Below are 22,656 nucleotides of genomic sequence, written 5' to 3'. Positions count from 1 at the left end.
GCGGGGCACCGGATGATCCCGCGCGGGCTTCCCGCTGTTCACGGTCTCGACTCACCCCAGGGAGGACACATGGTCGGAACGGCACCTCGGAACACCGGTGTGGAGGGCGTGGAAGGGGGCGTGGGTCTGACCGCGCTGATGGTCGCGGCGGCCCGGGCGATCGAGACCTACCGCCACGACGCCCTGGCCCGGGACGTCTACGCGGAGCACTTCGTGCGCGCCGCACCGGCGTCCGCCGGCTGGCCGGTGCGCGGGCAACAGGTTCCGGACGGGGACGCCAACCCGCTGTGGGGGCGGTTCGCACGGTACTTCGGTCTGCGGACGAGGGTCCTCGACGACTTCCTCCTGCGCTCGGTGCACCACACGGGCGCCCGTCAAGTGGTGCTGCTCGGAGCGGGGTTGGACGCGCGGGCGTTCCGGCTCGACTGGCCGCCCGGCTGCGTGCTCTTCGAGGTCGACCGGGAAGGCGTGCTGGCGTTCAAGCACGAGGTGCTCGACGGGCTGCCGGCCGTTCCGAAGGCGGCGCGGGTACCCATACCGACCGATCTGCGCGCCGACTGGGTCGGAGCGCTGTCCGACGCCGGTTTCGACCCGGCCGCACCGAGCGTCTGGCTGGCCGAGGGGCTGCTGTTCTACCTGCCCGCCGCCACCGAGACGTACCTCATCGACACGGTGCACCGGTTGAGCACCCCGGGCAGCGCCCTGGCGTTCGAGGTCAAACTCGACGAGGACCTGCTGGAGTACCGCAACAGTCCGCTCTACACCTCGACCACCGACCAGATCGGCATCGACCTGCTCGACCTGTTCGACCGGGCGCCGCGGCCCGACTCCGTCGGCCGGCTGACGGGCAGGGGCTGGAACACCTCGGTCCACACCCCCTTCGACTTCACCCGCCGGCACGGACGCGGCCCGCTACCGGAGCCGAACGACGCGTTGGCGGGCAACCGGTGGGTGTTCGCGAACAAGCCCCCGAGGTGACGCCGTCACCGGGCGCCCAGGCTGCCGCTCCGCCTGCCGCACCGGTCCGTGACGGTGCGCCGGTCACACCCGCTCCACCAGCATCGCGACGCCCTGGCCGACTCCCACGCAGAGCGTGGCCAGGCCCAGCCGGGCGTCCTCGCGTTCCAGCCGGCAGAGGAGGGTGAGCAGGATACGGGCGCCGGAGGAGCCGAGGGGGTGTCCGAGGGCGATCGCGCCGCCGTCGGCGTTGACCCTCTCCTCGTCCAGCCCCAGTCGACGGATGACGGCCAACGCCTGTGCGGCGAAAGCCTCGTTCAGTTCCACGGCGTCCAGGTCGCCCGCCACCCGGCCCGCGCGGGCGAGGGCCTGCTCGGTGGCGGGCACCGGACCGAGGCCCATCAACTGGGGGCGCACGCCGGCGGAGGCCGAGGTGACGATCCGGGCCCGGGGAACGAGTCCGTACCGGCGTACGGCGTCACCGCTCGCGACGACCAGGGCCGAGGCGCCGTCGGAGAGGGGCGAGGCGGAGCCGGCGGTGACGATCCCGTCCTCCCGGAAGACCGTCCGCAGGCTGCCCAGCTTCTCCAGGGTCGTGCCCGGACGGGGGCCCTCGTCGCGGGTCACCTCGCCGTCCGGACCCGACACCGGCACCAGCTCGCGGTCGAAGTGCCCGGCCTCCTGGGCGGCGACGGCCCGCTGGTGGCTGCGGAGCGCGAAGGCGTCGGACTCGGCCCGGGTGATGCCGTCGAGCGCGGCGACCTCCTCGGCGGTCTCGCCCATCGACAGGGTGATCCGCACGTCCTCCGGTCCGGCGTCCGCGGGCGCCGCGCGGTCGGCCGTGGTGAAGCGCGGGTTGGTGAACCGCCAGCCCAGGGTGGTGTCGTGGACTTCCCCCGGTGCGGCCCACGGAGTGCCCGGCTTGGCCATCACCCAGGGGGCGCGGGTCATCGACTCCACTCCGCCGGCCACCACCACATGGGCCTCCCCGGAGCGGATCGCCTGGGCGGCCGAGACGACCGCGGTGAGGCCCGATGCGCAGAGCCGGTTGACGGTGTACCCGGGCACGGTGTGCGGGAGTCCGGCGAGCAGCACCGCCATCCGGGCCACGTCGCGGTTGTCCTCGCCGGCCTGGTTGGCGGCCCCGAGGACCACCTCGTCCACGGCCCCGCCCGGAACGCCGGCGCGTCGGACGGCCTCGCCGACCACCAGGGCCGCCAGGTCGTCGGGGCGCACCCGGGCCAGTGCGCCGCCGTAGCGGCCCTGAGGGGTGCGGGCGCCGTCGATCAGGAAGACCTCGTCGGGCATGGGTGGACTCCTCAAGGGGCACGGGCCGTCGCGGGCGGGGGACGGTGCAGTGACCGAAGGGCGGTGCGGCGGAGGGCACCCCGGCCGCACCGCACGCTAACCGAATGTTCGGTCGGCGACAAGGAGGCGGGGTGACAAGGCCGCGGGGTGACAAGGCGACGGGCCCAAGTCGAGGTTCCTGTCCTACAGCGTCTGCGGTGCGTCGTGCAGCATCCATCAGGGTTCGAAGCCCGCCTGGCGTGACAAGGTGATCGGCGCGATGGACGCCTGGGACGCCGATCTGCTCATGCTCCAGGAGATGTGCCACGGCCAGTGGACGTTCCTGCGGGACGCCCCGGAGAACCGGTCCTCCGGCGGCCCCGCGTACGACTCGGTCTGGGGTGCGGCGCTGGGCTCGACGTCCGGGTGTGCGAAGTGGGGTTCGGGCACCCGGTACGGGCTGGCAGTCTTCGCCAAGGGCGGCCAGGGCACGGGCCGGACCCCGTCAGCGTTCCCAGGCGCGCACGTCCCGCCCCGTCACGCGGGCCCTGGCGCACAGCAGGATGCGTTGTCCGCCCGCCGACGGATGGTCGAGCAGGGTGACGGTCCGGCTGCCGTTGTTGATCGTGGCTATCCCGTGAACTGGGCCCGGGTGGGGGCGGGGACGGGGAGCGGGTGGGCACTCCGGCTGCGCAGGCCGTCGAAGGTCATGGACAGGTAGCGCCGCCAGAGGTCGGGGGCGTCCGTGCCGATGCTGAGCACCGCTTGTGAGGCGGCACTGAGCAGGAGCACGACGTCCAGGCCCGTGACGTCGTCGCGGATCGTGCCGGCCCGCTGCGCCTGGGTGACGAGGGTTTCGGCCACGTCCGCGAGGCGTTCGCGCGAGGCCCGGACGGCCGACTCGCTGCGGGAGAGTGCGGCGGCTGCCTGACAGAAGGAGCGGTCGCGGGCCTGGATCTCGGTGCCGATGCTCATGAACTCGAACAGTGCGGCGGTCGGGTCCGCGGACTCGGTGAGCCGGAGCCCGGCTGCGACCAGTTCCTCCAGGCGGTCGCTGAAGACCTCGGCGAGCAGTTGTTCCTTGGTGTCGAAGTGCCGGAAGACCGTCCCCTTGCCGATTCCCGCCCGGGTGGCGATGCGGGTGATCGACGCCTCCATGCCGTTCTCGGCGAACTCCGCCGCGGCGGCGTCCATCAGCAGGCGGCGGTTGCGCACGGCGTCAGCTCTCATCATGGTCCCCACTCTACCTAATCGGACCATGCGGTCATGTTGTGCTACGGTTCAAACATGACCACACGGTCCGGTTAGTGGAATCCGGTGCGTACGGAAACACCCGGGCGACCCGCGTCCTGCACGGTCGACGTGCCGGACGCGGGGGAGCCCGGTGGGTCCGCGGCCCCCGAACCGGCCGCACGGCACACGACGGCCCCAGCGCCGAGTGCCGCAGGTCCCGGCGTCGCCCCGGACGGGGCAGGCGCCCGATCAGACTCCCCGCCCCGCCGGCGTCACGGCGGGGCCCGCCACGAGCGGGGGCACCCGACCCGGGGAGCGGCAACACGCAGTGAGAGAGGAAACACCCATGGACGTCCGCGGTTACGAGACCGGCCCGATCAAGGCGGAAGCGGCCTTCACCTCCGACTTCCCCCTGGACGACCGCTACTCCACCCAGGACCTCGTCGACATGCTGGAGCGCGAGCGCCCCCACATGGACATCCGCCCGGGCATGCGCCACAAGTACACCCCGCTGCGCTTCGACCCGGCCACCGGCGTCAAGTACATCGGCGGGCGCTACCTCTTCGACACCTGGGAGAACGTCCTCGACTACGACCACTTCACCAACGAGGAGCTCTTCCCGGAGCCCGGGGTGAAGTTCTGGTCGCGCTTTCCCGGCGTGGACAAGCACTACTGGAAGGTCACCGGCGCGCACGACTTCAAGCCGATGGCCACCGCCCACCACATCAACCGGTTCGAGCGCTACTCCTACACGGACGAGAACGTCGAGCAGCTGCTGGCGGAGGTCTGGCCGGCCCTCCGTGACGAGGCCGAGAAGCAGGGCCTGTCCAGCGTCTGGCTGATGTTCCAGCCGGAGGAGAAGCAGATCGGCATCCTCACCGTCGCCGAGAAGGCCGGTGACGCCGATCAGTTGGTCGCCGTCTCCGAGGGGCTGGCGTACCTGGAGCGCCTGGACGCCTTCGGCCGCTTCCTGCCCGCACAGCTCGGCACCGAGCAGCTGATGGACCGGACCAGCCTGATCATCTCGTCCTGGCTGCCGGAATCCCGGGCGCTGGGCGGGGCGCACTCGTCCTTCGACGTGTCCCCGCCGCACCCGACGCCGCAGATCTGACCCGGTCACCGGCAGGAACGGGCACCCGGCCGGAACCCTCCCGCGGTTCCGGCCGGGTGGCCCCTCCGCCCGTCGCCAGCTCCTCGGCTCCCCGGCCGGGCTGCCCCGGACCCCACCACCCCCGCGCGGGGACCGACCCGGCCCGCGCCCACCACGAGGGAATCGTCATGACCCGCTACTCCGACACACCGCTGTCCGTCCTCGACCTCTCCCCGATCCGCAAGGGTCGGCCCGCCGCCGAGGCCTTGGAGAACACCGTCGCGTTGGCCCGCGCCGCCGAGGCGTACGGATACCGACGCTTCTGGATCTCCGAGCACCACAACACCGCGGCGATGGCTAGCTCCGCGACCTCGATCATCATCGGCCGGGTCGCCGCGGCCACCGACCGGATCAGGGTCGGCTCGGGCGGCGTCATGCTCCCCAACCACGCCCCGTACGTGGTCGCCGAACAGTTCGGCACCCTCGCCACCTACCACCCGGGCCGCATCGACCTCGGCCTCGGTCGGGCCCCCGGAACCGACCCCTGGACCACTCGCGCACTGCGGCGCGAGCACCCGAGCGGCGCGGACTTCCCCGAGCAGATGGCCGAACTCCGCGGATACCTCGCTCCCGCCGGCCCGGAGCGCAAGGTCCGCGCGATCCCCGGCGAGGGCGTCGAACTGCCCGTCTACGTCCTGGGTTCCAGTTCCTTCGGCGCGGCCCTCGCCGCCCGGGAGGGCCTGCCCTTCGTCTTCGCCTCCCACTTCGCACCCGACCAACTGGGCACCGCACTGGACCTCTACCGCACCTCCTTCCGCCCCTCCGCGGCCCTGGCACGGCCGTACGCCGTCGTCGCGGCCAACGCGGTCGTCGCCGACACCGACGACGAAGCCGTACGGATCTTCAGCACGATGCAGCAGAAGTTCCTCACCCACTTCCGGGGCGGCATGGAGTTCCTCCCGCCGGTCGACGACATCGACGCCGTCTGGGCCCCGCAGGAGGCGCGGATGGTGAACGCCATGCTGGCGGAGTCCTTCGTCGGCGCGCCGGACACCGTCCGCCGCGGGCTGGAGGACCTCGTCGACCGCACGGACGCCGACGAACTGATGGTCGTCGGCGAGGCCTGGGACTTCGACGCCCGGCTGCGCTCGTACGAACTGCTCGCCGATACCTGGAAGTCCTGACCGCCCCGCACCCCACGAAAGGACCCGTCGTGCACGCGCCCACCGCCCTCTTCGAGCCCTTCCGCCTCGGTGACCTCATGCTGCCCAACCGCATGGTCATGGCGCCGATGAGCCGTGCCCGCGCGGCCGTCGACGGCACTCCCGGCCCGCTGATGGCGCACTACTACGTGCAGCGCGCATCGGCGGGGCTGATCGTGGCCGAGGGCACCCATCCGCTCGCCGTCGGGGCCATCGGTCCCGACGCGCCGGGCTTGTTCACCGATGCGCACCAGGACGGTTGGGCGCGGCTCGCGGACGGGGTGCACGCGGCGGGCGGACGCCTCTTCGTCCAGCTCATGCACGCGGGCCGGCTGGCCCACCCGGACTTCCTGCCCGAGGGGGCCCGTCCGGTCGCCCCCTCGGCAGTTGCCGCCCGGGCCCTCGTCCACACTTCCGGCGGCCGGGTGCCGGCCGTGCTCCCGACCGCCCTCACCGCCTCCGGGATCGAGGAGCTGATCGACGGCTTCGGCCGCTCCGCGGGCCGGGCGGTCGCCGCCGGGCTCGACGGGGTGGAGGTCCACGCCGCCAACGGCTATCTGCTCCACCAGTTCCTCGCCGAGAACGCCAACCTCCGCACGGACCGCTGGGGCGGGGACACCGAGGGGCGCATCCGTCTCACCGTCGCGGTCACCGAGGCGGTCGCCGAGGCCATCGGCCCGCACCGGGTCGGAGTGCGCATCTCCCCGTCCCACCCGTTCGGCGATCTGACGGAAGCCGACCCGTACACCACCTACACGTCCCTCGTCCGCGCTCTCGCCCCGCTGGGGCTCGCGTACCTCCACCACGGCGAGACGGGCACGGAACTGGACCGCGCGGTACGGGAACGGTGGCCCACCGCGCTGATGGTCACCCCGCTCCCGGCCGACCGCGGCAAGCCGGAGGCCGCTGCCCACTCCCTCGCCCACGGCGCGGACCTCGTCTCCTTCGGCCGGGACTTCCTCGCCAACCCCGACCTGGTCGCCCGCTGCCGCATCGGCGCACCCCTCAACGCAGTGCGCCCCGCGGGCTTCTACGGCGGGGGAGCCCACGGGTACACCGACTACCCCACCCTCCCCGGCCCGTGAATCGGTTCGACTGCCCTGCGGGGCCCTGGCACAGTGACGCACCATGACGGACTTCGAGCCGGTGACGGACGCCGACGTGCGGCTGATGCAGGGCCTGGCGCAACGCGTCACCGCCGTTCGCCGAGACCTGGTGAACGGCGATGCGACCTTCGGCGAGCTGGCCTGGAACTGGGGCAAGGGGCAGGCCGCCCACGGCGAGGGTTGGCGCCGCCGACTGTGGTTCTCCAGCGGTGACCTGGTGGCGTGGGGCTGGGCCTTCCTGCCGCATCGCGTACGGCAGGGCGACGGTTCGGTGAAGGAGGTCACGGGTGCCTATCTGGCGTACCAGGTGCATCCCGACCACCCCGGGCTGGTGGACGAGGTGATCGACGGGTACGAGGGCGTGGCCGGGAACGTCGAGCGCACGGTGGTGCCGAGCGCCGCCGACGGGTACGCCCTGGAGCGGTGGGCGGCGCACGGCTACGCGACCGACCCGGCCTCGCTCGGCGACACCGGTTCCTGGACCCGGCTCAACGAGCGGGACCTCACCGAGCTGGAACGGCCCCTCCTGCCGGCCGGGTTCCGGTTCCGCACCGCCGACGAGGCCGGGCCCGAGGCCGCCGTCCGGGCCCATCGGGACGCCTGGGCCCGCTCGACGTACACGGCCGAGGACTACGAGGGCGTTCGACGGACGGCGGGGTACCGCGGCGACCTGCACGTCCTGGTGCAGGCGCCGGACGGCACGTTGGCCTCCTCGACGATCATGTGGCTCGACGAGGCCAACCGGACCGCCCAGTTCGAGCCGGTGGGGACGCATCCCGACTACCGACGGCTGGGGCTGGGCAGGGCGATGCTGCTGCACGGGATGCGGCTGGCGCGCGCGGCCGGGGCCGCCCGGATGACCGTCGTGTGCCTGGGGGCGCCGGGGCACCCCCAGGCACAGGGGCTGTACCACGGCGTCGGGTTCCGGGAACTCTCCCGGGACGCGCCGCTCATCAAGACCTGAAGGCCCGAACGGCCGGCACCGCCGTCGCTGGGTCAGCTGCAGGTGAGGTAGTCGTAGGAGGCGGCCCTCATGACCCCGTTGCGGTCGGGGAAGAGGTAGTGGCCGGACCCGGTACGGACCATGGGGAAGCTGTTGGTGCTGTCCCCCTGGTAGCGCAGCTGGACGATCGCGCCGTTCGTGTTGTAGTCGCCGCTCACGTAGGTGATCCCGTAGTCCCGGAACGCGCCCGCCCCGGCCTTGTTGAAGGTGTCCTTGCCGACCGCTCCGTCCGCCGACAGCCACATGAGCTGTTGGAACTGCTTCGTGGCGTTGGCCGTCTTCTGGCCGAAGATCCCGTCCACCTCCCTGAGCTCCAGCAGCCCGTGGAGGTGCAGGATGCGCTGCCACAGGCAGGTGGCGTTGGAACGGGCGTGGCCGGCGTAGGGGTTGACCGACAGGATGCCCTCGTCGCTCCAGTCGTCACGGTAGTGGCCACCACCGTTGATGAAGGGCAGACCGGTGTAGGTGCCGCCGGTCGCCGCCGAGGCGGGGGTGGCGCTCATGCCGATCACCGCCGCCGTCAGCGCCGCGATGGCGGATGCGGCGGTCCTGAGCCGGGTGCTGGAGAAGTTCATGGGTTCCCTTGCTTCGCTCGGTCTCGGCCCTGCCTCGAACGGACGGGGCTCTCGCGGGTGACCCCCTCGGCGCGGCGCACGTCTGGCGACGGGCCGACGGGGTCACCCGACGCGATGTCAATCTACGAAGCCGCCGCGGCGCGCATACAACTCGGAAGGCGCGGGCCAACAAGCGCCGGTAACGCTTTCCCGGGGGGAAGCACCGGGCCCGGCTCGGGTGTTGGAGGGGCCGCCGTTCAGGCCAGTTCGTTCTCCCAGTTCCTGACGTAGGTACCGGGCGTCTGGCCGAAGTACCGGCGGAACGCGAGGATGTAGCCGTTGGTGCTGAACCCCACCCACGCCGCGACCGCGGACACCATGTGCCCCTGTTCCAGGAGCGTCAGGGAGTGGTTGAGGCGTAGCCGGGTCCGCCACTCCGACAGGGGAAGGCCGGTCTCGGCCCGGAACGCACGGCGCAGGCTGGTCGAGTTCGTGTAGGCCGCCTGGGCCCATTCGGTGGCGGTCCTGGCGTCACTCGGTCTCCTGGCCAGTTCTTGTGCCACGTAGGTCGTGGCCAGCCCGGTGGGCTGGGGCAGCGGCAGACGGTTGGCGCGGCAGGCGGTCAGTGCGGAGAACACGTCGGGGTTGTCCGGTCCGGTGCTGCTGCGCATGCGGGCGAGCAGCAGATGGCGCTGGTCGTTCGTCGTGTTCAGGGTGGTGACCCGCCGGAAGGGGAGCCGGAAGGAGGAGGCGTAGAAGACCTCCACCGCGATGACGGAGTCGGTGCCGAAGCGCGCACTGTGCGGCACGCCGGCGGGTATCCAAAGGGCCACCGACCGCGACAGCCCGTGTTCCTCGCCCACCGCGTTGACGGCGATCTCCCCGCTCGAAACCCACAGGAACTGGTGATAGGCGTGGACGTGCAGGGGGTGCCCCGTCGGGGTGATGAACTCGTCGTCCGGGTGGATGGCGGGCGACGGGGGTCCCGGCGGAGGTCCGTCCTCCGGGTGTGTGTCGTCCAACGAGTCCCCCAACTTCCGTAAGGTCGAACAGCAACGGCCGAATTGTAGGCTCGGCCGATCGGCCCCCGTCCGGCCGGGACCGGGCCCCGGAACTCCCCGGTTCTCCCCAGGGCTGACGGGGGCGGGACCCGCCCGGCGGCGAGGTGCGAACCGGTCTGCGGATTCGCAGGGAGCCGTGCCGTATAGCCTGGGGAAATGCTGACAGAAGTCACGGCGACCCGCTACATCACGCCCCTGCGGGAAGGCGGCTCGCTCCCGGGACTCGTCGAGGCCGACGATCTCGGTACGTACGCGATGAAGTTCACCGGTGCCGGGCAGGGGCGCAAGACCCTCGTCGCCGAGGTGCTGTGCGGGCTGTTGGCACAGCGGCTCGGGCTGCGGGTCCCCGAACTCGTCGTGCTCGCCCTGGACCCGGTGCTCGGCCTCGGCGAACCCGACCCCGAGGTGCAGGGCCTCCTGAAGGCCAGCGGCGGACCCAACCTCGGCACGGCGTACCTGTCGGGAGCCCTCGGGTTCGACGCCCTGGCCTACACGGTCGACGCCGGGGAGGCCGGACGGATCGTGTGGTTCGACGCGCTCGTGAACAACGTCGACCGGTCCTGGCGCAACCCCAATCTGCTCGTCTGGCACGGCGACCTGTGGCTCATCGACCACGGCGCCAGCATGATCTGGCACCACAACTGGCCGACCGTCAGCGCGTCGACGGCCCGGCCCTACGACGCGACGGACCACGCCCTCGCCCCCTTCGCCCCCGATGTGGACTCCGCCGCGGCCCAGTTGGCCCCGCTGGTCACCGCGGAGCTGCTGCACGAGGTGGCCGCCGGCGTCCCGGACGCCTGGCTGGTCGGCGAGGAGGGATTCGACGGCCCCGACGCCGTGCGGGACGCGTATGTGGCCGCGCTGCTGTCCCGTGCGCCGGACGTCCACCGGCGCATCACCCTCGGTCCGCCCGACCCGCGTCTGGCCGGACGTCCGGCGGGTTGGTCGGCGGCCACGTCCGGGGCGACCGCCTCCGAGGGGGTCGGCCGATGAGCGGGCGGGACGTCTTCGAGTACGCCCTGCTGCGGGTGGTGCCCCGGGTGGAACGCGGGGAACTGATCAATGCGGGCGTCGTCGTGTACTGCCGCGCCCGGTCCTTCGTGGCCGCCCGTACGGAGGTGGACGAGGCGCGCCTCCTGGCCCTGGACCCGGCGGTCGACCTGGCCGGAGTGCGGGCCGCGTTGCGGGCCGTGGAGCAGGTGTGCGCGGGCGGCGAGGCGGCGGGTCAGGCCGCCCGCGACGACGCGGGGCGCCGGTTCCGCTGGCTGGTCGCACCGAGGTCCACCGTGGTGCAACCGGGCCCCGTGCACACCGGGCTGACGGCCGATCCGCGGGCCGAGTTGGAGCGGCTGGTGAAGACGCTGGTGCGCTGACGTCCCGGTCTGTCGGGGGAGCGCCCGGTCCGTCGGGGGCCGGGCCGGGCGGTGTCGCGCCCGATGCCGTTGACACCGGGTGCCGGGGCTTCTAGCGTCACGTCCGCCGACAGTACTGAGCGGTAGCTCACCCCTTCCGGGGTGGCGCCCGGTCGCCCGGGCCGGCTGTGGCGACCCCCTGCACGGCGCACGGCGAGGCCGTCCCGAGGACGAGGAGTGTGCATGTCCACCACTGAACAGCGCGTGGCCGTGGTGACCGGCGCGGCGCGGGGCATCGGCGCCGCGACGGCCGTACGGCTGGCCGCCGAGGGCAGGGCCGTCGCCGTGCTGGACCTCGACGAGGCGGGGTGCGCGGACACCGTCGCGCAGATCGTCGCCGCGGGCGGCCGGGCGGTCGCCGTGGGCTGTGACGTCACGGACGAGGCGCAGGTCGGGGCCGCCGTGGAGCGCGTCGCCGGGGAGCTGGGCGCGCCGACCGTCCTGGTGAACAACGCGGGCGTCCTACGGGACAACCTGCTCTTCAAGATGAGCGCGTCCGACTGGGACACCGTCCTGGGCGTGCACCTGCGCGGGGCGTTCCTGATGACCAAGGCGTGTCAGAAGCACATGGTGGACGCCGGGTTCGGCCGGATCGTCAACCTGTCCTCGTCGTCCGCGCTCGGCAATCGGGGGCAGGCCAACTACGCCGCCGCCAAGGCCGGCCTCCAGGGCTTCACCAAGACCCTCGCCATCGAACTGGGCAGGTTCGGCGTCACCGCCAACGCCGTCGCCCCCGGATTCGTCGTCACCGACATGACCAGGGCCACCGCCGAGCGCGTCGGGATGGGCTTCGAGGACTTCCAGGCCGCCGCCGCGACCCAGATCCCCGTGCAACGGGTGGGGCGTCCCGAGGACATCGCCCATGCGATCGCCTTCTTCACCGGCGAAGCGGCCGGGTTCGTCTCCGGCCAGGTCCTGTACGTGGCCGGAGGTCCCCTCGGCTGACCCGACCGCCGCGCTCCGGCGTGCCCCGGCGTGCGCCGGCCGGGGGGGGCGACCGCGGACGGGGCCCTGCCCGCGGTCCGTGCCGGGCCGTGTGCGGGAGCCCGGTCCACGCGGTGCGTCGACGCCCGTTCCCGCGTGATCGCATCGGTATCGGCAGCCCTGTGCAGAGACGGTTCTTCAGTGTAGACGCTGCGATATGGTCGGCCGGCCCCCCTGATTCAGCCGATCGAGGAGCGTGCGCGTGTTCGTCCGGTTCCGGTGTGTGCGGCACGTGGCGGCCGCGGTGTCGATGTGCGTGGTCGCCGGGTGCGGGTTCGTTTCGGAGAGTGCCTCGGGCGCCGATCAGGAGATCGCCGTGGGGACCACCAGCGCTCCCAGCACCCTGGACCCGGCAGCGTCCTGGGACGGTTCCTGGGAGCTGTTCCGCAACGTCTACCAGACCCTCCTCAGCTATCCGGCGGGCGCCTCCGAGCCCGAACCCGACGCGGCCCGCTGCGCGTTCACGGACGAGTCGATGCGCAGCTACTCCTGCACCCTCAAGGAGGGGCTCCGCTTCTCCGACGGCGACTCCCTCGACGCCCATGCGGTCAAGCACAGCATCGACCGCATCGTGCGGATCAACGTCCCCGGCGGCCCCAAGGGGCTGCTGGGCAGCCTGGACCGGGTGGAGACGCGGGGCGAGCGGACCGTGGTCTTCCACCTCAGCCAGCCCGATGCGACGTTCCCGCTCGTCCTCGCGACCCCCGCCATGTCGATCGTCGACCCGCGCGAGTACCCGGCCGACGCGCTCCGCACGGAGCAGGAGGTCACCGGTTCGGGCCCCTACGCCCTCGCCGCGTACGAGGAGGGACGACGGGCCCGGTTGGTCAGGAACGGGCACTACCGGGGTTCTGCGCAGCGCAAGAACGACGAGGTGACCATCCGGTACTTCCAGGACTCCGCCTCCATGGTGCAGGCGTTGCACGACAAGGAGATCGACGTCACCTACCGGGGCCTGGCAGCCGAGGACGTCATCGCGCTCCAGAGCAACGACCCCGACGACGGCGTGCAACTCGTCGAGGGGGCCGGCACCGAGATCAGCTACCTCGTCTTCAACCCCGAGGACCGGTGGGCCCGCAAGACCGCCGTCCGTCGGGCCGTGGCCCAGATCATCGACCGTAGTGCCCTCGCGCACAAGGTCTACAAGGACACCGTCGATCCGCTCTACTCCATGATCCCCAGCGGGCTGCCCGGCCACACCACCGGGTACTTCGACGACTTCGGCGACCCCGACCCGGACCGGGCCGCCGACCTCCTCGCCGATGCGGGCATCGTCGAACCGGTGCCGCTCGACCTGTGGTTCACCACCGACCGGTACGGTTCGATGACCGAGCCCGCCTTCCGGGAGATCGAGAGCCAGTTGGAGGAGTCCGGGCTGTTCGAGGTCACTCTGAAGAGCCGTGCCTGGAAGACCTACGAGGCCGGGTACCGCAGGGGCGAGTACCCCGTCTTCGGCCGGGGCTGGTTCCCGGACTTCCCGGACCCCGAGAACTTCATCGCGCCCTTCGTCGGCGAACGCAACGCGCTCGGCACCCCGTACCCGGTGCCGGAGATCACCTCCGTGCTGCTGCCGCGGTCCCGGCGCGAGGCGGACCGCTCCGCCGTGGCCGCCGACTTCGAGCGGGCGCAGCAGATCCTCGTGGACGACGCCCGGCTGCTGCCGCTGTGGCAGGGTCGGCAGTACGTCGCGGCGAGCGAGGAGATCTCCGGGAGCGAGCGTTCCCTCGATCCGTCCACGGTCATGCTGCTGTGGGAGCTGCATCGAAAAACCAGCTGGTAGTACCGGGAACGGCGCGCGTTGTCAGTGGACGCCGGTAGGTTCTCGGTTGTGGGGGCGGCCGTGGCGAACGGTCGCCGAATGACCGTATTCCGGAGGATGTTCACGTGACCGACACCGCTCTGCTGCCCGAATCCTGGCGCGGCGTCCTCGGTGAGGAACTGGGGAAGCCGTACTTCAAGGAGCTCACCGAGTTCGTGGAGGGGGAGCGGGAGAACGGCCCCGTCTACCCGCCGCGCGACGAGGTCTTCGCGGCACTGGAGGCCACCCCGTACGACCAGGTGAAGGTCTTGATCCTGGGCCAGGACCCCTACCACGGCGAGGGCCAGGGGCACGGCCTGTGCTTCTCCGTGCGGCCGGGTGTGAAGACCCCGCCGTCGCTGCGGAACATCTACAAGGAGATGAACGCGGAGCTGGGGCACCCCGTCCCGGACAACGGCTATCTGATGCCCTGGGCCCGCCAAGGAGTGCTCCTCCTGAACGCGGTGCTGACGGTCCGGGCCGGCGAGGCCAACTCCCACAAGGGCAAGGGCTGGGAGCGGTTCACCGACGCGGTCATCCATGCGGTCGCCGACCGGCCGGACCCGGCTGTGTTCGTCCTGTGGGGGAACTACGCCCAGAAGAAGTTGCCCCTGATCGACCAGGAGCGGCACGTGGTGGTCAAGGGCGCCCACCCGTCCCCGCTGTCCGCGAAGAAGTTCTTCGGGTCGCAGCCCTTCACCCAGATCGACGAGGCCGTGGCCCAGCAGGGTCACGCCCCGATCGACTGGCGGATTCCCGACCTGGGCTGACGCCGTGTCCCGGGGTGCGGCTCCCCTTCCTCGGGGGGCCGCACCCCGGCACGTCCCACGGGCACCGGCCCGCTCGGCGTACGCACCTGTGGACCAGCGGTGCGTACGCCACCCGCGCCTGCCCCGCACCGGTGACCGCGGCGGGTTAGCGTCGACCGGCGGGTCACCGGTGCACCGGCGCCCGATCGATGGCGGCGACCCGGTGGACGGCGGAGGCAAGGGTGACGGAACCGCAGGAAAGGTCAGCGCGGGACGAGGTCACGATGACCCGCATCGGGCAGGCCGTCATGCTGCACCACGGAGGTGACCGCGAGGAGGCCCGTGACCGGTTCCTCGTGCTGTGGGCGGAGATCGTCGAGAACGGGAACCCGCTGCACCGCTGCACCCTCGCCCACTACCTGGCGGACACCCAGGACGACCCGGAGGCCGAACTCGCCTGGGACCTGCGGGCCCTGTCCGCCGCCGAGGAACTCGCCGACGGTCGGGTGCCGCCCCACGCCCTGGCGCCGGCCGCCCGCGCCTTCTACCCGACGCTGCACCTGAACCTCGCGGCCGACTACGCGCGACTCGGTCGCCGGGAGGCCGCCCGCAGCCATCTGAGGCTGTCGAGCGGAGCCCTGGACGCGCTCGACCGGGATGCGCACGGCGAGGCGGTCCGGTCGGCCATCGTCCGGCTGGGACGCCAGCTGGACGGGGACCCGCCCACGGACCCCGGGCCGATCCGACGTGCGCCGTAGCGCACGGACCTAGCGCGCCGTCATGCCCGCCAGGAGCTCCCTGCACCCGGCCCGCAGCTCCTCCAACGACACGGACCGGGAGCGCGCCGAGCCGGCCACGTAGGAGAACATCATGCCCTCGGCCCAGGCGATCAGCGCCAGCGCGTGCCGGGCGGGGTCGGGCGAGCCGAGCTCGCTGACCAGGGCCAGCAGGGGTTCCCGGAACTGCCGCCCGGTGTCGTCGAAGAGCTGCCGCAGCGCCGGGCGCCGGGTGGCCTCCAGGGCCAGTTCGTAGCGGCACACCAGTAGGTCCCGGTGGTGCGTCAGATAGCGGTGCAGCGCCTGGGCCATGCCCTCGGCGACCGCCTCGACGCCACCTGCGGGGTCCGCCAGCTCCCGCACCCTCAGGACCCGGGCCTCACGTTCCGCGAGCCGGTGGTTCGCGACCTCCAACAGCGCCTGTCGGGTGCGTGCGTGGTTGGAGGTCGAACCCTGGGGGAGCCCGGCCGCTGCGTCCACCGCCCGGTGGGTCAGCCCGCGCATCCCGCGTTCGGTCAGCAGGGCGAGCGCGGTGTCGGCGATGAGCGCGGCGCGCTCCGAGCCGGACGGTGCCCCGGACGGGCGAGCGGGCCGGGGGTCGGGCGAGGCGTGGGGTGCGGGCACGGTCCCAACCTACCCCTTTCACTACAGCTGTAGTACGTTCGAGGAGTCAGCACTACACCTGTAGTAGACGGAGGGGTCGTGTCACAGCAGCACGCAGTCGTCCTCGGGGGCGGAATCGGTGGCCTCACCACTGCCGTGGCCCTGCACCGGCGCGCTTGGCACGTCACCGTGCTGGAACGCGCGCCCTCGATCGACCCCGTCGGCGCGGGCATCGCCCTGGCCCCCAACGGACAACGGGCACTGGACGTCATCGGCCTCGGCGACGAGATCCGGGCACTCGCCGCCTGGCAGGGTTCGGGCGGGCTCCGCACGCCCCGGGGACGCTGGCTGACCCGGCTGGACGCCGAGGCCGTGACCGAACGTTTCGGCGGGCCCCTGGTACTGCTGCACCGCGCCGACCTGATCGCCCGCCTCGCCGCCGCGCTGCCGCCGGACCGGCTGCGCACCGACTCGCCCGCCGAACTCGTGGCACCCGGGGTGCCCGGCGCCGCACGAGCCGTGGTGCGCACACCGGACGGAGACCTCCACGCCGACCTGGTCGTCGCCGCCGACGGCATCCGCTCCGCCACCCGGCGGGTGCTCTTCCCCGAGCACCCGGGCCCCCGCTACTCCGGGTTCACCACCTGGCGGTTCGTCGCCCCCGACCCCGGCCGGCCCTTCGCACCCCACGAGACGTGGGGGCGCGGCTCCCTGTGGGGGGCGCACCCGCTGGCCGACGGCCGGGTCTACGCGTACGCCGCCGCCCTCGCCCCCGCCGGCACGACCGCCCCCGACGAACACGCCGAACTGCGGCGACGGTTCGCCGACTGGCACGACCCCGTACCCGCCCTGCTCGGGGCGGCGGCCCGGCTACCGGTCCTGCGTCACGACGTCCACCACATGACGAACCCGCTGCCCGCCCTCCACCGCGGCCGGGTTGTCCTCGTCGGTGACGCGGCCCATGCGATGGCCCCGATGCTCGCCCAGGGAGGCAACCAGGCCATCGAGGACGGCATCGTCCTGGCCCACCACGCGGACCCGACGGCCGACCTGCGATCCGCACTCGCCGCGTACACCGCCGACCGACTCCCGAGGACCGACGCGATCGTCCGCAAGGCGGCGGGTGTCGCCCGGATCGTCGCCCTCAGCAGCCGACCCGCCGTGGCGCTGCGCACCGCAGCGCTGGCCCTGACCTCGCAGTTGATGCCCGACGCGATGCTGCGGGGGTTCACCCGGATCGCCGACTGGAACCCGCCCGGTGACCCGTATGCTTCCGAGCGTCCCACCCGCACCACTTAGCAGGAGACACGTGTGAAGGTCGGTTGCATCGGACTCGGTGACATCGCGCAGAAGGCGTACCTGCCGGTACTCACCACCCAGCCGGACGTGGAACTGCACCTCCAGACCCGCACCGCGGCGACCCTGGAGCGGATCGGCGCGACGTACCACCTGTCCGAGGACCGCCGGCACGAGGGCCTGGACGAACTGCTCGCCCAGGGGATCGACGCCGCCTTCGTGCACGCGCCCACCGTCACCCACCCCGAGATCGTGACCCGGCTGATCGAAGCCGGCGTGCCGACCTACGTCGACAAGCCGCTCGCCTACGACTACGCCACCTGCGAGCGGATGGTGCGGTTGGCCGAGGAGCGCGGGGTGAGCCTCACCGTCGGCTTCAACCGCCGTCACGCGCCGGGGTACGCCCAGTGTCTGGAGCACCCGCGCGAGCTCATCATCATGCAGAAGAACCGCGTCGGACTGCCGGAGGACCCGCGCTCCTTCGTCTTCGACGACTTCGTGCACGTGATCGACACGCTCCGCTTCCTGGCGCCGGGAGCCGTCGACCACTTCGCCGTGCGGGCCAAGACCGAGGACGGGCTGCTGCACCACGTCGTGCTCCAACTCGCGGGCGACGGCTTCACCGCCCTCGGGGTGATGAACCGGCTCAGCGGCTCCGTCGAGGAGGTCCTGGAGGTCGCGGGACAGGACAGCAAACGGCAGGTCGTCAACCTCGCGGAGGTCATCGACCACAAGGGTCAGCCCAGCGTCCGGCGGCGGGGCGACTGGGTGCCGGTGGCCCGTCAGCGCGGCATCGAACAGGTCGTCCTGGCCTTCCTCGACGACGTGCGGGCGGGCCGTACGGTCAGCGCCCGGGACGCGCTGGCGACCCATGAACTGTGCGAGCGCGTGGTCCGGGCGATCCAGGAGCAGACCGCCGCCTGACGACCCCGCGCACCCCCTCGACCGCCCCGTACCCCACCAGCACGAGCAGGGCCGCGCGCACCGGCCAGTCCCCGAACCGCACGTACGGGGTGACCCCGGTCGCGAGCGGCACCTCGTACACCTGGGCCGCGACCCGCTCGGTGCCGAGCCGGGGGCCGACGCGCTCCCCTCGGGGTCCGTACACCGCGGACACCCCGGTGAGCGTCGCGTGGACCACGGGCCGGCCGGTCTCCGCCGCGCGCAGCGCCGCCAGCGAGGCGTGCTGCGACGGTGCCCAACTCCCCTGGAAGGTCGACGTCGCCGACTGGGCGACCAACACGGCGGCACCGTCCTCGGCGAGTCGGCGGCTCATGTCCGGGAACGCCGACTCGAAGCAGACCAACGGCCCCACCCGCAGGGCGCCGACGTCCATCACCACCTGCCGTTCGCCGCGCCGACGGTCCTCGCCCGCGGCCTTGCCCACCGAGGTTGCCCAGCCCAGCACGGACCGCGCGGGAACGTACTCGCCGAACGGGACCAGCCGCATCTTGTCGTAGCGGTCGCCCGTGGGCCCCTCGGGCCCGATCAGCACGGAACTCTTGTAGATGCCCGGCGCGGCGGCCGGGTCCGAGCTGCGCGCGTCCACGTTGACGAGGACGTCGGCGCCCACCTCCCGCGCGAGTGCGGCGATCCGGTCGGCCAGATCGGGGCGGGCGGCGAGGTCGTGACCCACGCTGCTCTCGCCCCACACGACCAGGTCGAGCCGCTGTCCGACGAGCGAGCGGGTGAGCCGCTCCTCCCGGGCGAAGCGGGCGCCCGCCCCGTCGACCACCCCGGGCTGGACCACCGCGACCCGGGCGCTGCCGTCCGGCTGCGGCCGGGGTGCCCAGGCCCAGGCGCCGGCCCCCGCGACGACGGTGACGGTCAGTCCCGCCACCGCCGGGACCCGTGCGGTGGGCACCGCCACCAGCAGCACCAGGGCCGTGTTCACCGCGACGACCAGCAGGCTGACCAACCACACCCCGCCCAGCGAGGCGAGCCGCAGCGCGGGCGTCACCTGCCACTGACTGGCCCCCAACAGCCCCCAGGGGCCGCCGAGGCCCTGCCAGGACCGCACGACCTCGACCGCCAACCAGCCCGACGGCAGGACGAGCAGGGCGGTGACCGCCCGACCCGGCCCGGGGCGTCCGCCCAGCAACCGCCTGACCAGCCAGCCCCAGGGTGCCCACAGCGCTCCGAGGAGGGCGGCGATCACCAAGGTGAACACGTGCAGGCTCGGCAGTAGCCAGTGGTGCACCGCCAGCATGAATCCGAGCCCCCCGAACCAGCCGTCCAGAGCGGCGCGGCGGCCGGTGGGAGCACTCCGGGCCAGCAGCATCCACGGCACGAGCGCCAGGTGGGCGAGCCACCACAGGGAAGGAGCGGGGAAGGCCAGTGCGGGCAGGGCGCCCGCGAGGGCGGCGAGGGCGGACCGGCGCCACGGCCCGGCGAGGGCGGCGTGCCCACGGCCCGGGGCCCCGAGCCCGCTTCCCCGGGCGAAGAGCGACGTCATGGAGCCCTCCTTGACCCTCCTGAGGTCCGCGCCGACACCACCAGCATGGGGCACGGCCCCGTGGGGCGCGCGGGTCCCGGAGCGAGTGGGGGAAGCACGGCGACGGGGGCGGCCCGGGGCCGGCCGACCCCGGGCGTCAGGGGGCGCCGCCGGGCACCCCGTCCGCCCGGTTGTGCCGCCACAGCTCCTCGACGACGACCTCGCCCAGCCGCCAGCCGTCGACCGTCCGTACCAGGGCGAAGGCGTGGCGACCCCCGCACTCGACCTCCGGCGCGAGGCCCCTTCCCGCCGGTGCCGCGCAGAGCACGGTCCGGTAATCCGCCCGCATCCGCGCGGCCTCGCGCTCGTCGTTCTCCGGGTCGACGAAGCGCAGCTGCCGGTTGACGACGAGGTGCTGCCGCAGCGGGTACGCGGCCAGCGTCCCCGCCAGCCAGGCGGTGACCTGGTGCGCGTCGCCCGTGATCCCGCCGGCCGAGCGGTGGTCGGCCCGCCCGTCGGGGACGAAGAGCCGGCGGAACGCGTCCCAATCGCCTTCGTCGAGGGCGCGGGCGTATTCGGTGACGAGGTCGTCGATGGCGAGACGGTCCATCACGGTCGCGAGGTCCACGCGCTGGGTCATTGGATCAGTGTTGGCCAACCGCGCCCGCACGCCAAGGGGTTGCGCACCGTGGAGGCCGAGCAGTGCGATCTGCTGGCCGGAAGGCGTTGGTACGGTCGCACGATGAACAGGGACGCCGCACCTCGGAACGACACGCAAGCCCCCGCACCCCCCGGCCCGGTGGATGCCGAGGACGTGACGACCGCCGTACGACTGTCGGTGGACGCACTGGCGACGGCCGGCGACCGGGACTGGTCGGCCCGGGCCGCCTCCCTCGACTGGGACTGTTGGGAGACCACCGAGCACCTCGCCGACGACCTGTTCGCGTACGCCGTGCAACTCGGCCCCCGCACACCGCCCTTGGACACCGAAGTGCCCTTCTCCTTCACACCGAGCCGACCCGGCGGCCCGGCGCTCGCGGTGCGCGCCGACCGGGCGGCGGGCCCGGCCGGGTTGCTCCAGGTGCTGGAAGCGAGCGGTGCCTTGCTCGCCGCGGTGGTGCACACCAGTGCGCCGGGGACGCGCGCGCACCACGTGTTCGGGGTGTCGGACCCGGAGGGCTTCGCCGCGATGGGGGTCGTGGAGACCCTGGTCCACACGCGGGACGTCGCCGAGGGGCTCGGCGGTGTCGACTGGAAGCCGCCCGCTGACCTGTGCCTGAGGGTGCTCGCCCGGCTGTTCCCGGACGTCACGGTCGGTGCGGATCCCTGGCGGACCCTGTTGTGGGCGACGGGACGGGCAAAACTCCCGGACCGTGCACGGCGTACGGCGTGGCGGTGGTACGCGGAACCGGGGACCGGCGTGGTCACCAGGCCCTGACGTCACTCCTGACGGCAGCGGCCCATTCGGTCACCAACGCCTCGTAGGTGCGGCGCTCCTCCGCTGACAGGCGACCGCCGGTCCGGAGCCACAGGTCACGGATCTCCTCGTTGAGCGAGTCGGCGGAACGCACGCAACCGGAGTGCTCTTGGATGCGGGACATGCCACGAAGCTTAGGCGGTCGTTCTGACCATCCGCTACGCCTTGCCGTTAGTTCATTACTGTACGCAAGGTGCTGCGGAGCGCTTTGCGGAGAGAACGTGCAGGTCACGTGTGGTTTCCGGGCGCCGGGTGAGTCATGGGGACAGGGTTCGGCTGTGAGGCAACTCTCTCCTTCTCGGCCGATTTACCAGTCCCTGGCGGGTTTTGAACGTCCCGCGGCGAGGTACTGCGGCCTTCGGCTCCGGGTCGTCGCTGTCAGTGTCAGTGGGGCCGCTTACGCTGCGAGCAACATCAGCGCATGCTGGCTGCGTGAGCTGAGGCCCCGCCCGGTTGGACAGCGCCTTCCGGGCGGGGCCGCTCGTGCGCCCGCGGGGCGGGGCCGCGTCGCCTCAGTGCCCGAACTCGCCGGCGTGCGGGCTCAACACCCCGGCGCCGACCAGGACGAACAGCAGGATCCCCAGGGCGATCCGGTAGTAGACGAACGGCATGAAGCTCTTGGTGGTGATGAAGCGCATGAACCAGGCGATGACGGCGTACCCCACCCCGAAGGCGATGAGGGTCGCGAAGAGGAGCGGCCCCCACGACACATGGCCCGACCCCGCGTCCTTCAACTCGTACGCGCCGGAGGCGAGGACCGCGGGAATCGCCAGGAGGAACGAGTAACGGGCCGCCGCCTCACGGGTGTACCCCATCAGCAGGCCGCCGCTGATCGTCGCACCGGACCGGGACACCCCGGGGATCAGCGCCAGCGCCTGGCAACAGCCGTAGACGAGGCCGTCCCGGACGCCCAGGTCCTTCAGTGTCTTGCGGGGGCGCACCGCCCGGTGCTTGCCGCCCGCCTCGTCCCGGGCAGCCAGTCGGTCCGCGACGCCGAGGACGACACCCATGACGATGAGCGTCGTCGCGATGAGCCGCAGGTCCCGGAAGGGGCCCTCGATCTGGTCCTTGAGGGTCACGCCGAGCACGCCGATCGGCAGCGACCCGAGGATCACCAGCCAACCCAACTGCGCATCGTGGTCACTGCGCAGGGACCGGTCGGTCAGGGACCGGAACCAGGCGGAGACGATCCGGGCGATGTCCTTGCGGAAGTAGATCAGCACGGCGGTCTCGGTGCCGATCTGGGTGATCGCGGTGAACGCGGCCCCCGGGTCCTGCCAGCCCGCGAACGCCGCGGTCAGCCGCAGGTGGGCGCTGGAGGAGATGGGGAGGAACTCGGTCAGCCCCTGGACGAGTCCGAGGACGAAGGCTTCGAACCAAGACATGGAGTAACGGGATCCAGTGCTGATCGGGGCTCCGGCCACGGGAACGCGGGCCGGATGCGGACGAGGGCGCACCCGTACGGACGCGCACCTGGGGGAGCGGAGGCGGACGGGGACACGGAGTACGGCTGCGGACGGGACGGTGCCGGGCGTCCGGTGCGGGTGGGGCCCCGGGCGCCCGGTCGGCGTGACCACCGCGACCTGGTGCGCAGCGTAGGAGCCGTGGGTGAACCGGGGCTTACCGCGCGGCGA

The 22,656-nt window shown here is 72.5% G+C and carries 24 protein-coding genes; 14 read left to right on the top strand and 10 right to left on the bottom strand.

Annotation, left to right across the window (positions count from 1 at the left end; translation table 11 throughout):
• The first annotated feature begins 69 nt into the window (after positions 1-69).
• A complete protein-coding gene (locus ACFV88_RS28205) occupies positions 70-978 on the top strand; it encodes a class I SAM-dependent methyltransferase (protein ID WP_385494748.1) in 909 nt (302 codons plus the stop codon).
• A gap of 63 nt (positions 979-1,041) precedes the next feature.
• Here ACFV88_RS28205 and ACFV88_RS28200 read toward each other — a convergent pair whose 3' ends face one another.
• From ACFV88_RS28200 to ACFV88_RS28190, 3 genes are all read right to left on the bottom strand, one after another.
• Positions 1,042-2,265, bottom strand: a complete 1,224-nt coding sequence (locus ACFV88_RS28200; protein ID WP_385494747.1) for a thiolase family protein — start codon at positions 2,263-2,265, stop codon at positions 1,042-1,044.
• A 216-nt stretch (positions 2,266-2,481) separates the two neighbouring features.
• Positions 2,482-2,721 (bottom strand): hypothetical protein, encoded by a 240-nt coding sequence (locus ACFV88_RS28195; RefSeq protein WP_385494745.1) that lies wholly within the window; start codon positions 2,719-2,721, stop codon positions 2,482-2,484.
• A gap of 153 nt (positions 2,722-2,874) precedes the next feature.
• Positions 2,875-3,477, bottom strand: a complete 603-nt coding sequence (locus ACFV88_RS28190) for a TetR/AcrR family transcriptional regulator (protein ID WP_385494744.1) — start codon at positions 3,475-3,477, stop codon at positions 2,875-2,877.
• A 346-nt stretch (positions 3,478-3,823) separates the two neighbouring features.
• Between ACFV88_RS28190 and ACFV88_RS28185 the strand changes: the two genes are divergently transcribed.
• From ACFV88_RS28185 to ACFV88_RS28170, 4 genes are all read left to right on the top strand, one after another.
• Positions 3,824-4,588 (top strand): hypothetical protein, encoded by a 765-nt coding sequence (locus ACFV88_RS28185; RefSeq protein ID WP_385494743.1) that lies wholly within the window; start codon positions 3,824-3,826, stop codon positions 4,586-4,588.
• Positions 4,589-4,755: 167 nt separating this feature from the next.
• A complete protein-coding gene (locus ACFV88_RS28180) occupies positions 4,756-5,751 on the top strand; it encodes an LLM class flavin-dependent oxidoreductase (protein ID WP_385494742.1) in 996 nt (331 codons plus the stop codon).
• Positions 5,752-5,780: 29 nt separating this feature from the next.
• On the top strand, positions 5,781-6,854 hold the full coding sequence (locus ACFV88_RS28175) for an alkene reductase (protein ID WP_385494741.1): 1,074 nt from the start codon (positions 5,781-5,783) through the stop codon (positions 6,852-6,854).
• Positions 6,855-6,897: 43 nt separating this feature from the next.
• Entirely contained in the window at positions 6,898-7,839 is a 942-nt protein-coding gene (locus ACFV88_RS28170) for a GNAT family N-acetyltransferase (protein ID WP_385494740.1), read from the top strand.
• Between the two features lie 32 nt (positions 7,840-7,871).
• On the opposite strand, the gene ACFV88_RS28165 is transcribed toward ACFV88_RS28170, so the two are convergent.
• Together ACFV88_RS28165 and ACFV88_RS28160 are read right to left on the bottom strand one after the other, a co-directional pair.
• Positions 7,872-8,453 (bottom strand): peptidoglycan-binding protein, encoded by a 582-nt coding sequence (locus ACFV88_RS28165; protein WP_385494738.1) that lies wholly within the window; start codon positions 8,451-8,453, stop codon positions 7,872-7,874.
• A gap of 236 nt (positions 8,454-8,689) precedes the next feature.
• Positions 8,690-9,454, bottom strand: coding sequence for a helix-turn-helix domain-containing protein (locus ACFV88_RS28160; protein WP_385494737.1), 765 nt, complete (start codon positions 9,452-9,454; stop codon positions 8,690-8,692).
• Positions 9,455-9,649: 195 nt separating this feature from the next.
• On the opposite strand from ACFV88_RS28160, the gene ACFV88_RS28155 reads away from it, so the two are divergent.
• The 6 genes from ACFV88_RS28155 to ACFV88_RS28130 all read left to right on the top strand — a co-directional run bounded on the left by ACFV88_RS28155 (position 9,650) and on the right by ACFV88_RS28130 (position 15,194).
• Complete coding sequence (locus tag ACFV88_RS28155; RefSeq protein WP_385494736.1) at positions 9,650-10,486, top strand: HipA family kinase; 837 nt, start codon at positions 9,650-9,652, stop codon at positions 10,484-10,486.
• A complete protein-coding gene (locus ACFV88_RS28150; protein WP_385494735.1) occupies positions 10,483-10,866 on the top strand; it encodes a DUF3037 domain-containing protein in 384 nt (127 codons plus the stop codon). The genes ACFV88_RS28155 and ACFV88_RS28150 overlap by 4 nt, the downstream gene beginning before the upstream one ends.
• A 222-nt stretch (positions 10,867-11,088) precedes the next feature.
• A complete protein-coding gene (fabG, locus tag ACFV88_RS28145) occupies positions 11,089-11,850 on the top strand; it encodes a 3-oxoacyl-ACP reductase FabG (protein ID WP_385494734.1) in 762 nt (253 codons plus the stop codon).
• A gap of 241 nt (positions 11,851-12,091) precedes the next feature.
• A complete protein-coding gene (locus ACFV88_RS28140) occupies positions 12,092-13,669 on the top strand; it encodes an ABC transporter substrate-binding protein (RefSeq protein ID WP_385494733.1) in 1,578 nt (525 codons plus the stop codon).
• 104 nt (positions 13,670-13,773) lie between these two features.
• Positions 13,774-14,457: a uracil-DNA glycosylase gene (gene ung, locus ACFV88_RS28135; protein WP_385494732.1), complete on the top strand. Its 684-nt coding sequence runs from the start codon at positions 13,774-13,776 to the stop codon at positions 14,455-14,457.
• 221 nt (positions 14,458-14,678) lie between these two features.
• On the top strand, positions 14,679-15,194 hold the full coding sequence (locus tag ACFV88_RS28130) for a hypothetical protein (RefSeq protein WP_385494731.1): 516 nt from the start codon (positions 14,679-14,681) through the stop codon (positions 15,192-15,194).
• Between the two features lie 9 nt (positions 15,195-15,203).
• Here the strand turns inward: ACFV88_RS28130 and ACFV88_RS28125 are convergent, their stop codons facing one another.
• Entirely contained in the window at positions 15,204-15,836 is a 633-nt protein-coding gene (locus ACFV88_RS28125; protein WP_385494730.1) for a TetR/AcrR family transcriptional regulator, read from the bottom strand.
• 78 nt (positions 15,837-15,914) lie between these two features.
• Here ACFV88_RS28125 and ACFV88_RS28120 point away from each other — a divergent pair, with 78 nt between their 5' ends.
• Positions 15,915-17,114 carry an FAD-dependent monooxygenase gene (locus tag ACFV88_RS28120; RefSeq protein ID WP_385494729.1) on the top strand — a complete coding sequence of 400 codons (1,200 nt, stop codon included), beginning with the start codon at positions 15,915-15,917 and terminating at the stop codon, positions 17,112-17,114.
• A 12-nt stretch (positions 17,115-17,126) separates the two neighbouring features.
• Complete coding sequence (locus ACFV88_RS28115; RefSeq protein WP_385494728.1) at positions 17,127-18,035, top strand: Gfo/Idh/MocA family protein; 909 nt, start codon at positions 17,127-17,129, stop codon at positions 18,033-18,035.
• Here ACFV88_RS28115 and lnt read toward each other — a convergent pair.
• Entirely contained in the window at positions 17,956-19,566 is a 1,611-nt protein-coding gene (gene lnt / locus ACFV88_RS28110; protein WP_385494727.1) for an apolipoprotein N-acyltransferase, read from the bottom strand. The genes ACFV88_RS28115 and lnt overlap by 80 nt on opposite strands.
• A gap of 136 nt (positions 19,567-19,702) precedes the next feature.
• Positions 19,703-20,185 (bottom strand): nuclear transport factor 2 family protein, encoded by a 483-nt coding sequence (locus ACFV88_RS28105; RefSeq protein ID WP_385494726.1) that lies wholly within the window; start codon positions 20,183-20,185, stop codon positions 19,703-19,705.
• Between the two features lie 102 nt (positions 20,186-20,287).
• Between ACFV88_RS28105 and ACFV88_RS28100 the strand changes: the two genes are divergently transcribed.
• Positions 20,288-20,983, top strand: coding sequence for a hypothetical protein (locus ACFV88_RS28100; RefSeq protein WP_385494724.1), 696 nt, complete (start codon positions 20,288-20,290; stop codon positions 20,981-20,983).
• Here ACFV88_RS28100 and ACFV88_RS28095 read toward each other — a convergent pair.
• Entirely contained in the window at positions 20,970-21,146 is a 177-nt protein-coding gene (locus ACFV88_RS28095) for a hypothetical protein (protein ID WP_385494723.1), read from the bottom strand. The two genes, ACFV88_RS28100 and ACFV88_RS28095, sit on opposite strands and share 14 nt — an antisense overlap.
• A gap of 388 nt (positions 21,147-21,534) precedes the next feature.
• The gene (locus tag ACFV88_RS28090) at positions 21,535-22,407 is read right to left on the bottom strand and encodes an undecaprenyl-diphosphate phosphatase (RefSeq protein ID WP_385494722.1); all 873 of its coding nucleotides are present in this window, start codon (positions 22,405-22,407) and stop codon (positions 21,535-21,537) included.
• Positions 22,408-22,656 lie beyond the last annotated feature (249 nt).

Origin of the sequence: Streptomyces sp. NPDC059816 (assembly GCF_042732055.1) — a bacterium.
Lineage (GTDB): Bacteria > Actinomycetota > Actinomycetes > Streptomycetales > Streptomycetaceae > Streptomyces.
The sequence above is the reverse complement of the archived record's forward strand: the minus strand, read 5'-3'. Positions and strand labels throughout refer to the sequence as shown.

Excerpts from the sequence above, each read along its gene's own strand:
- ACFV88_RS28150 (WP_385494735.1), top strand. The coding sequence starts at position 10,483 with ATGAGCGGGCGGGACGTCTTCGAGTACGCCCTGCTGCGGGTGGTGCCC.
- ACFV88_RS28185 (WP_385494743.1), top strand. The coding sequence starts at position 3,824 with ATGGACGTCCGCGGTTACGAGACCGGCCCGATCAAGGCGGAAGCGGCC.
- ACFV88_RS28155 (WP_385494736.1), top strand. The coding sequence starts at position 9,650 with ATGCTGACAGAAGTCACGGCGACCCGCTACATCACGCCCCTGCGGGAA.
- fabG (WP_385494734.1), top strand. The coding sequence starts at position 11,089 with ATGTCCACCACTGAACAGCGCGTGGCCGTGGTGACCGGCGCGGCGCGG.
- ACFV88_RS28170 (WP_385494740.1), top strand. The coding sequence starts at position 6,898 with ATGACGGACTTCGAGCCGGTGACGGACGCCGACGTGCGGCTGATGCAG.
- ACFV88_RS28200 (WP_385494747.1), bottom strand. The coding sequence starts at position 2,265 with ATGCCCGACGAGGTCTTCCTGATCGACGGCGCCCGCACCCCTCAGGGC.
- ACFV88_RS28165 (WP_385494738.1), bottom strand. The coding sequence starts at position 8,453 with ATGAACTTCTCCAGCACCCGGCTCAGGACCGCCGCATCCGCCATCGCG.
- ACFV88_RS28090 (WP_385494722.1), bottom strand. The coding sequence starts at position 22,407 with ATGTCTTGGTTCGAAGCCTTCGTCCTCGGACTCGTCCAGGGGCTGACC.
- ACFV88_RS28095 (WP_385494723.1), bottom strand. The coding sequence starts at position 21,146 with ATGTCCCGCATCCAAGAGCACTCCGGTTGCGTGCGTTCCGCCGACTCG.
- ACFV88_RS28100 (WP_385494724.1), top strand. The coding sequence starts at position 20,288 with ATGAACAGGGACGCCGCACCTCGGAACGACACGCAAGCCCCCGCACCC.
- lnt (WP_385494727.1), bottom strand. The coding sequence starts at position 19,566 with ATGACGTCGCTCTTCGCCCGGGGAAGCGGGCTCGGGGCCCCGGGCCGT.
- ACFV88_RS28180 (WP_385494742.1), top strand. The coding sequence starts at position 4,756 with ATGACCCGCTACTCCGACACACCGCTGTCCGTCCTCGACCTCTCCCCG.
- ACFV88_RS28205 (WP_385494748.1), top strand. The coding sequence starts at position 70 with ATGGTCGGAACGGCACCTCGGAACACCGGTGTGGAGGGCGTGGAAGGG.
- ACFV88_RS28105 (WP_385494726.1), bottom strand. The coding sequence starts at position 20,185 with ATGACCCAGCGCGTGGACCTCGCGACCGTGATGGACCGTCTCGCCATC.
- ACFV88_RS28190 (WP_385494744.1), bottom strand. The coding sequence starts at position 3,477 with ATGATGAGAGCTGACGCCGTGCGCAACCGCCGCCTGCTGATGGACGCC.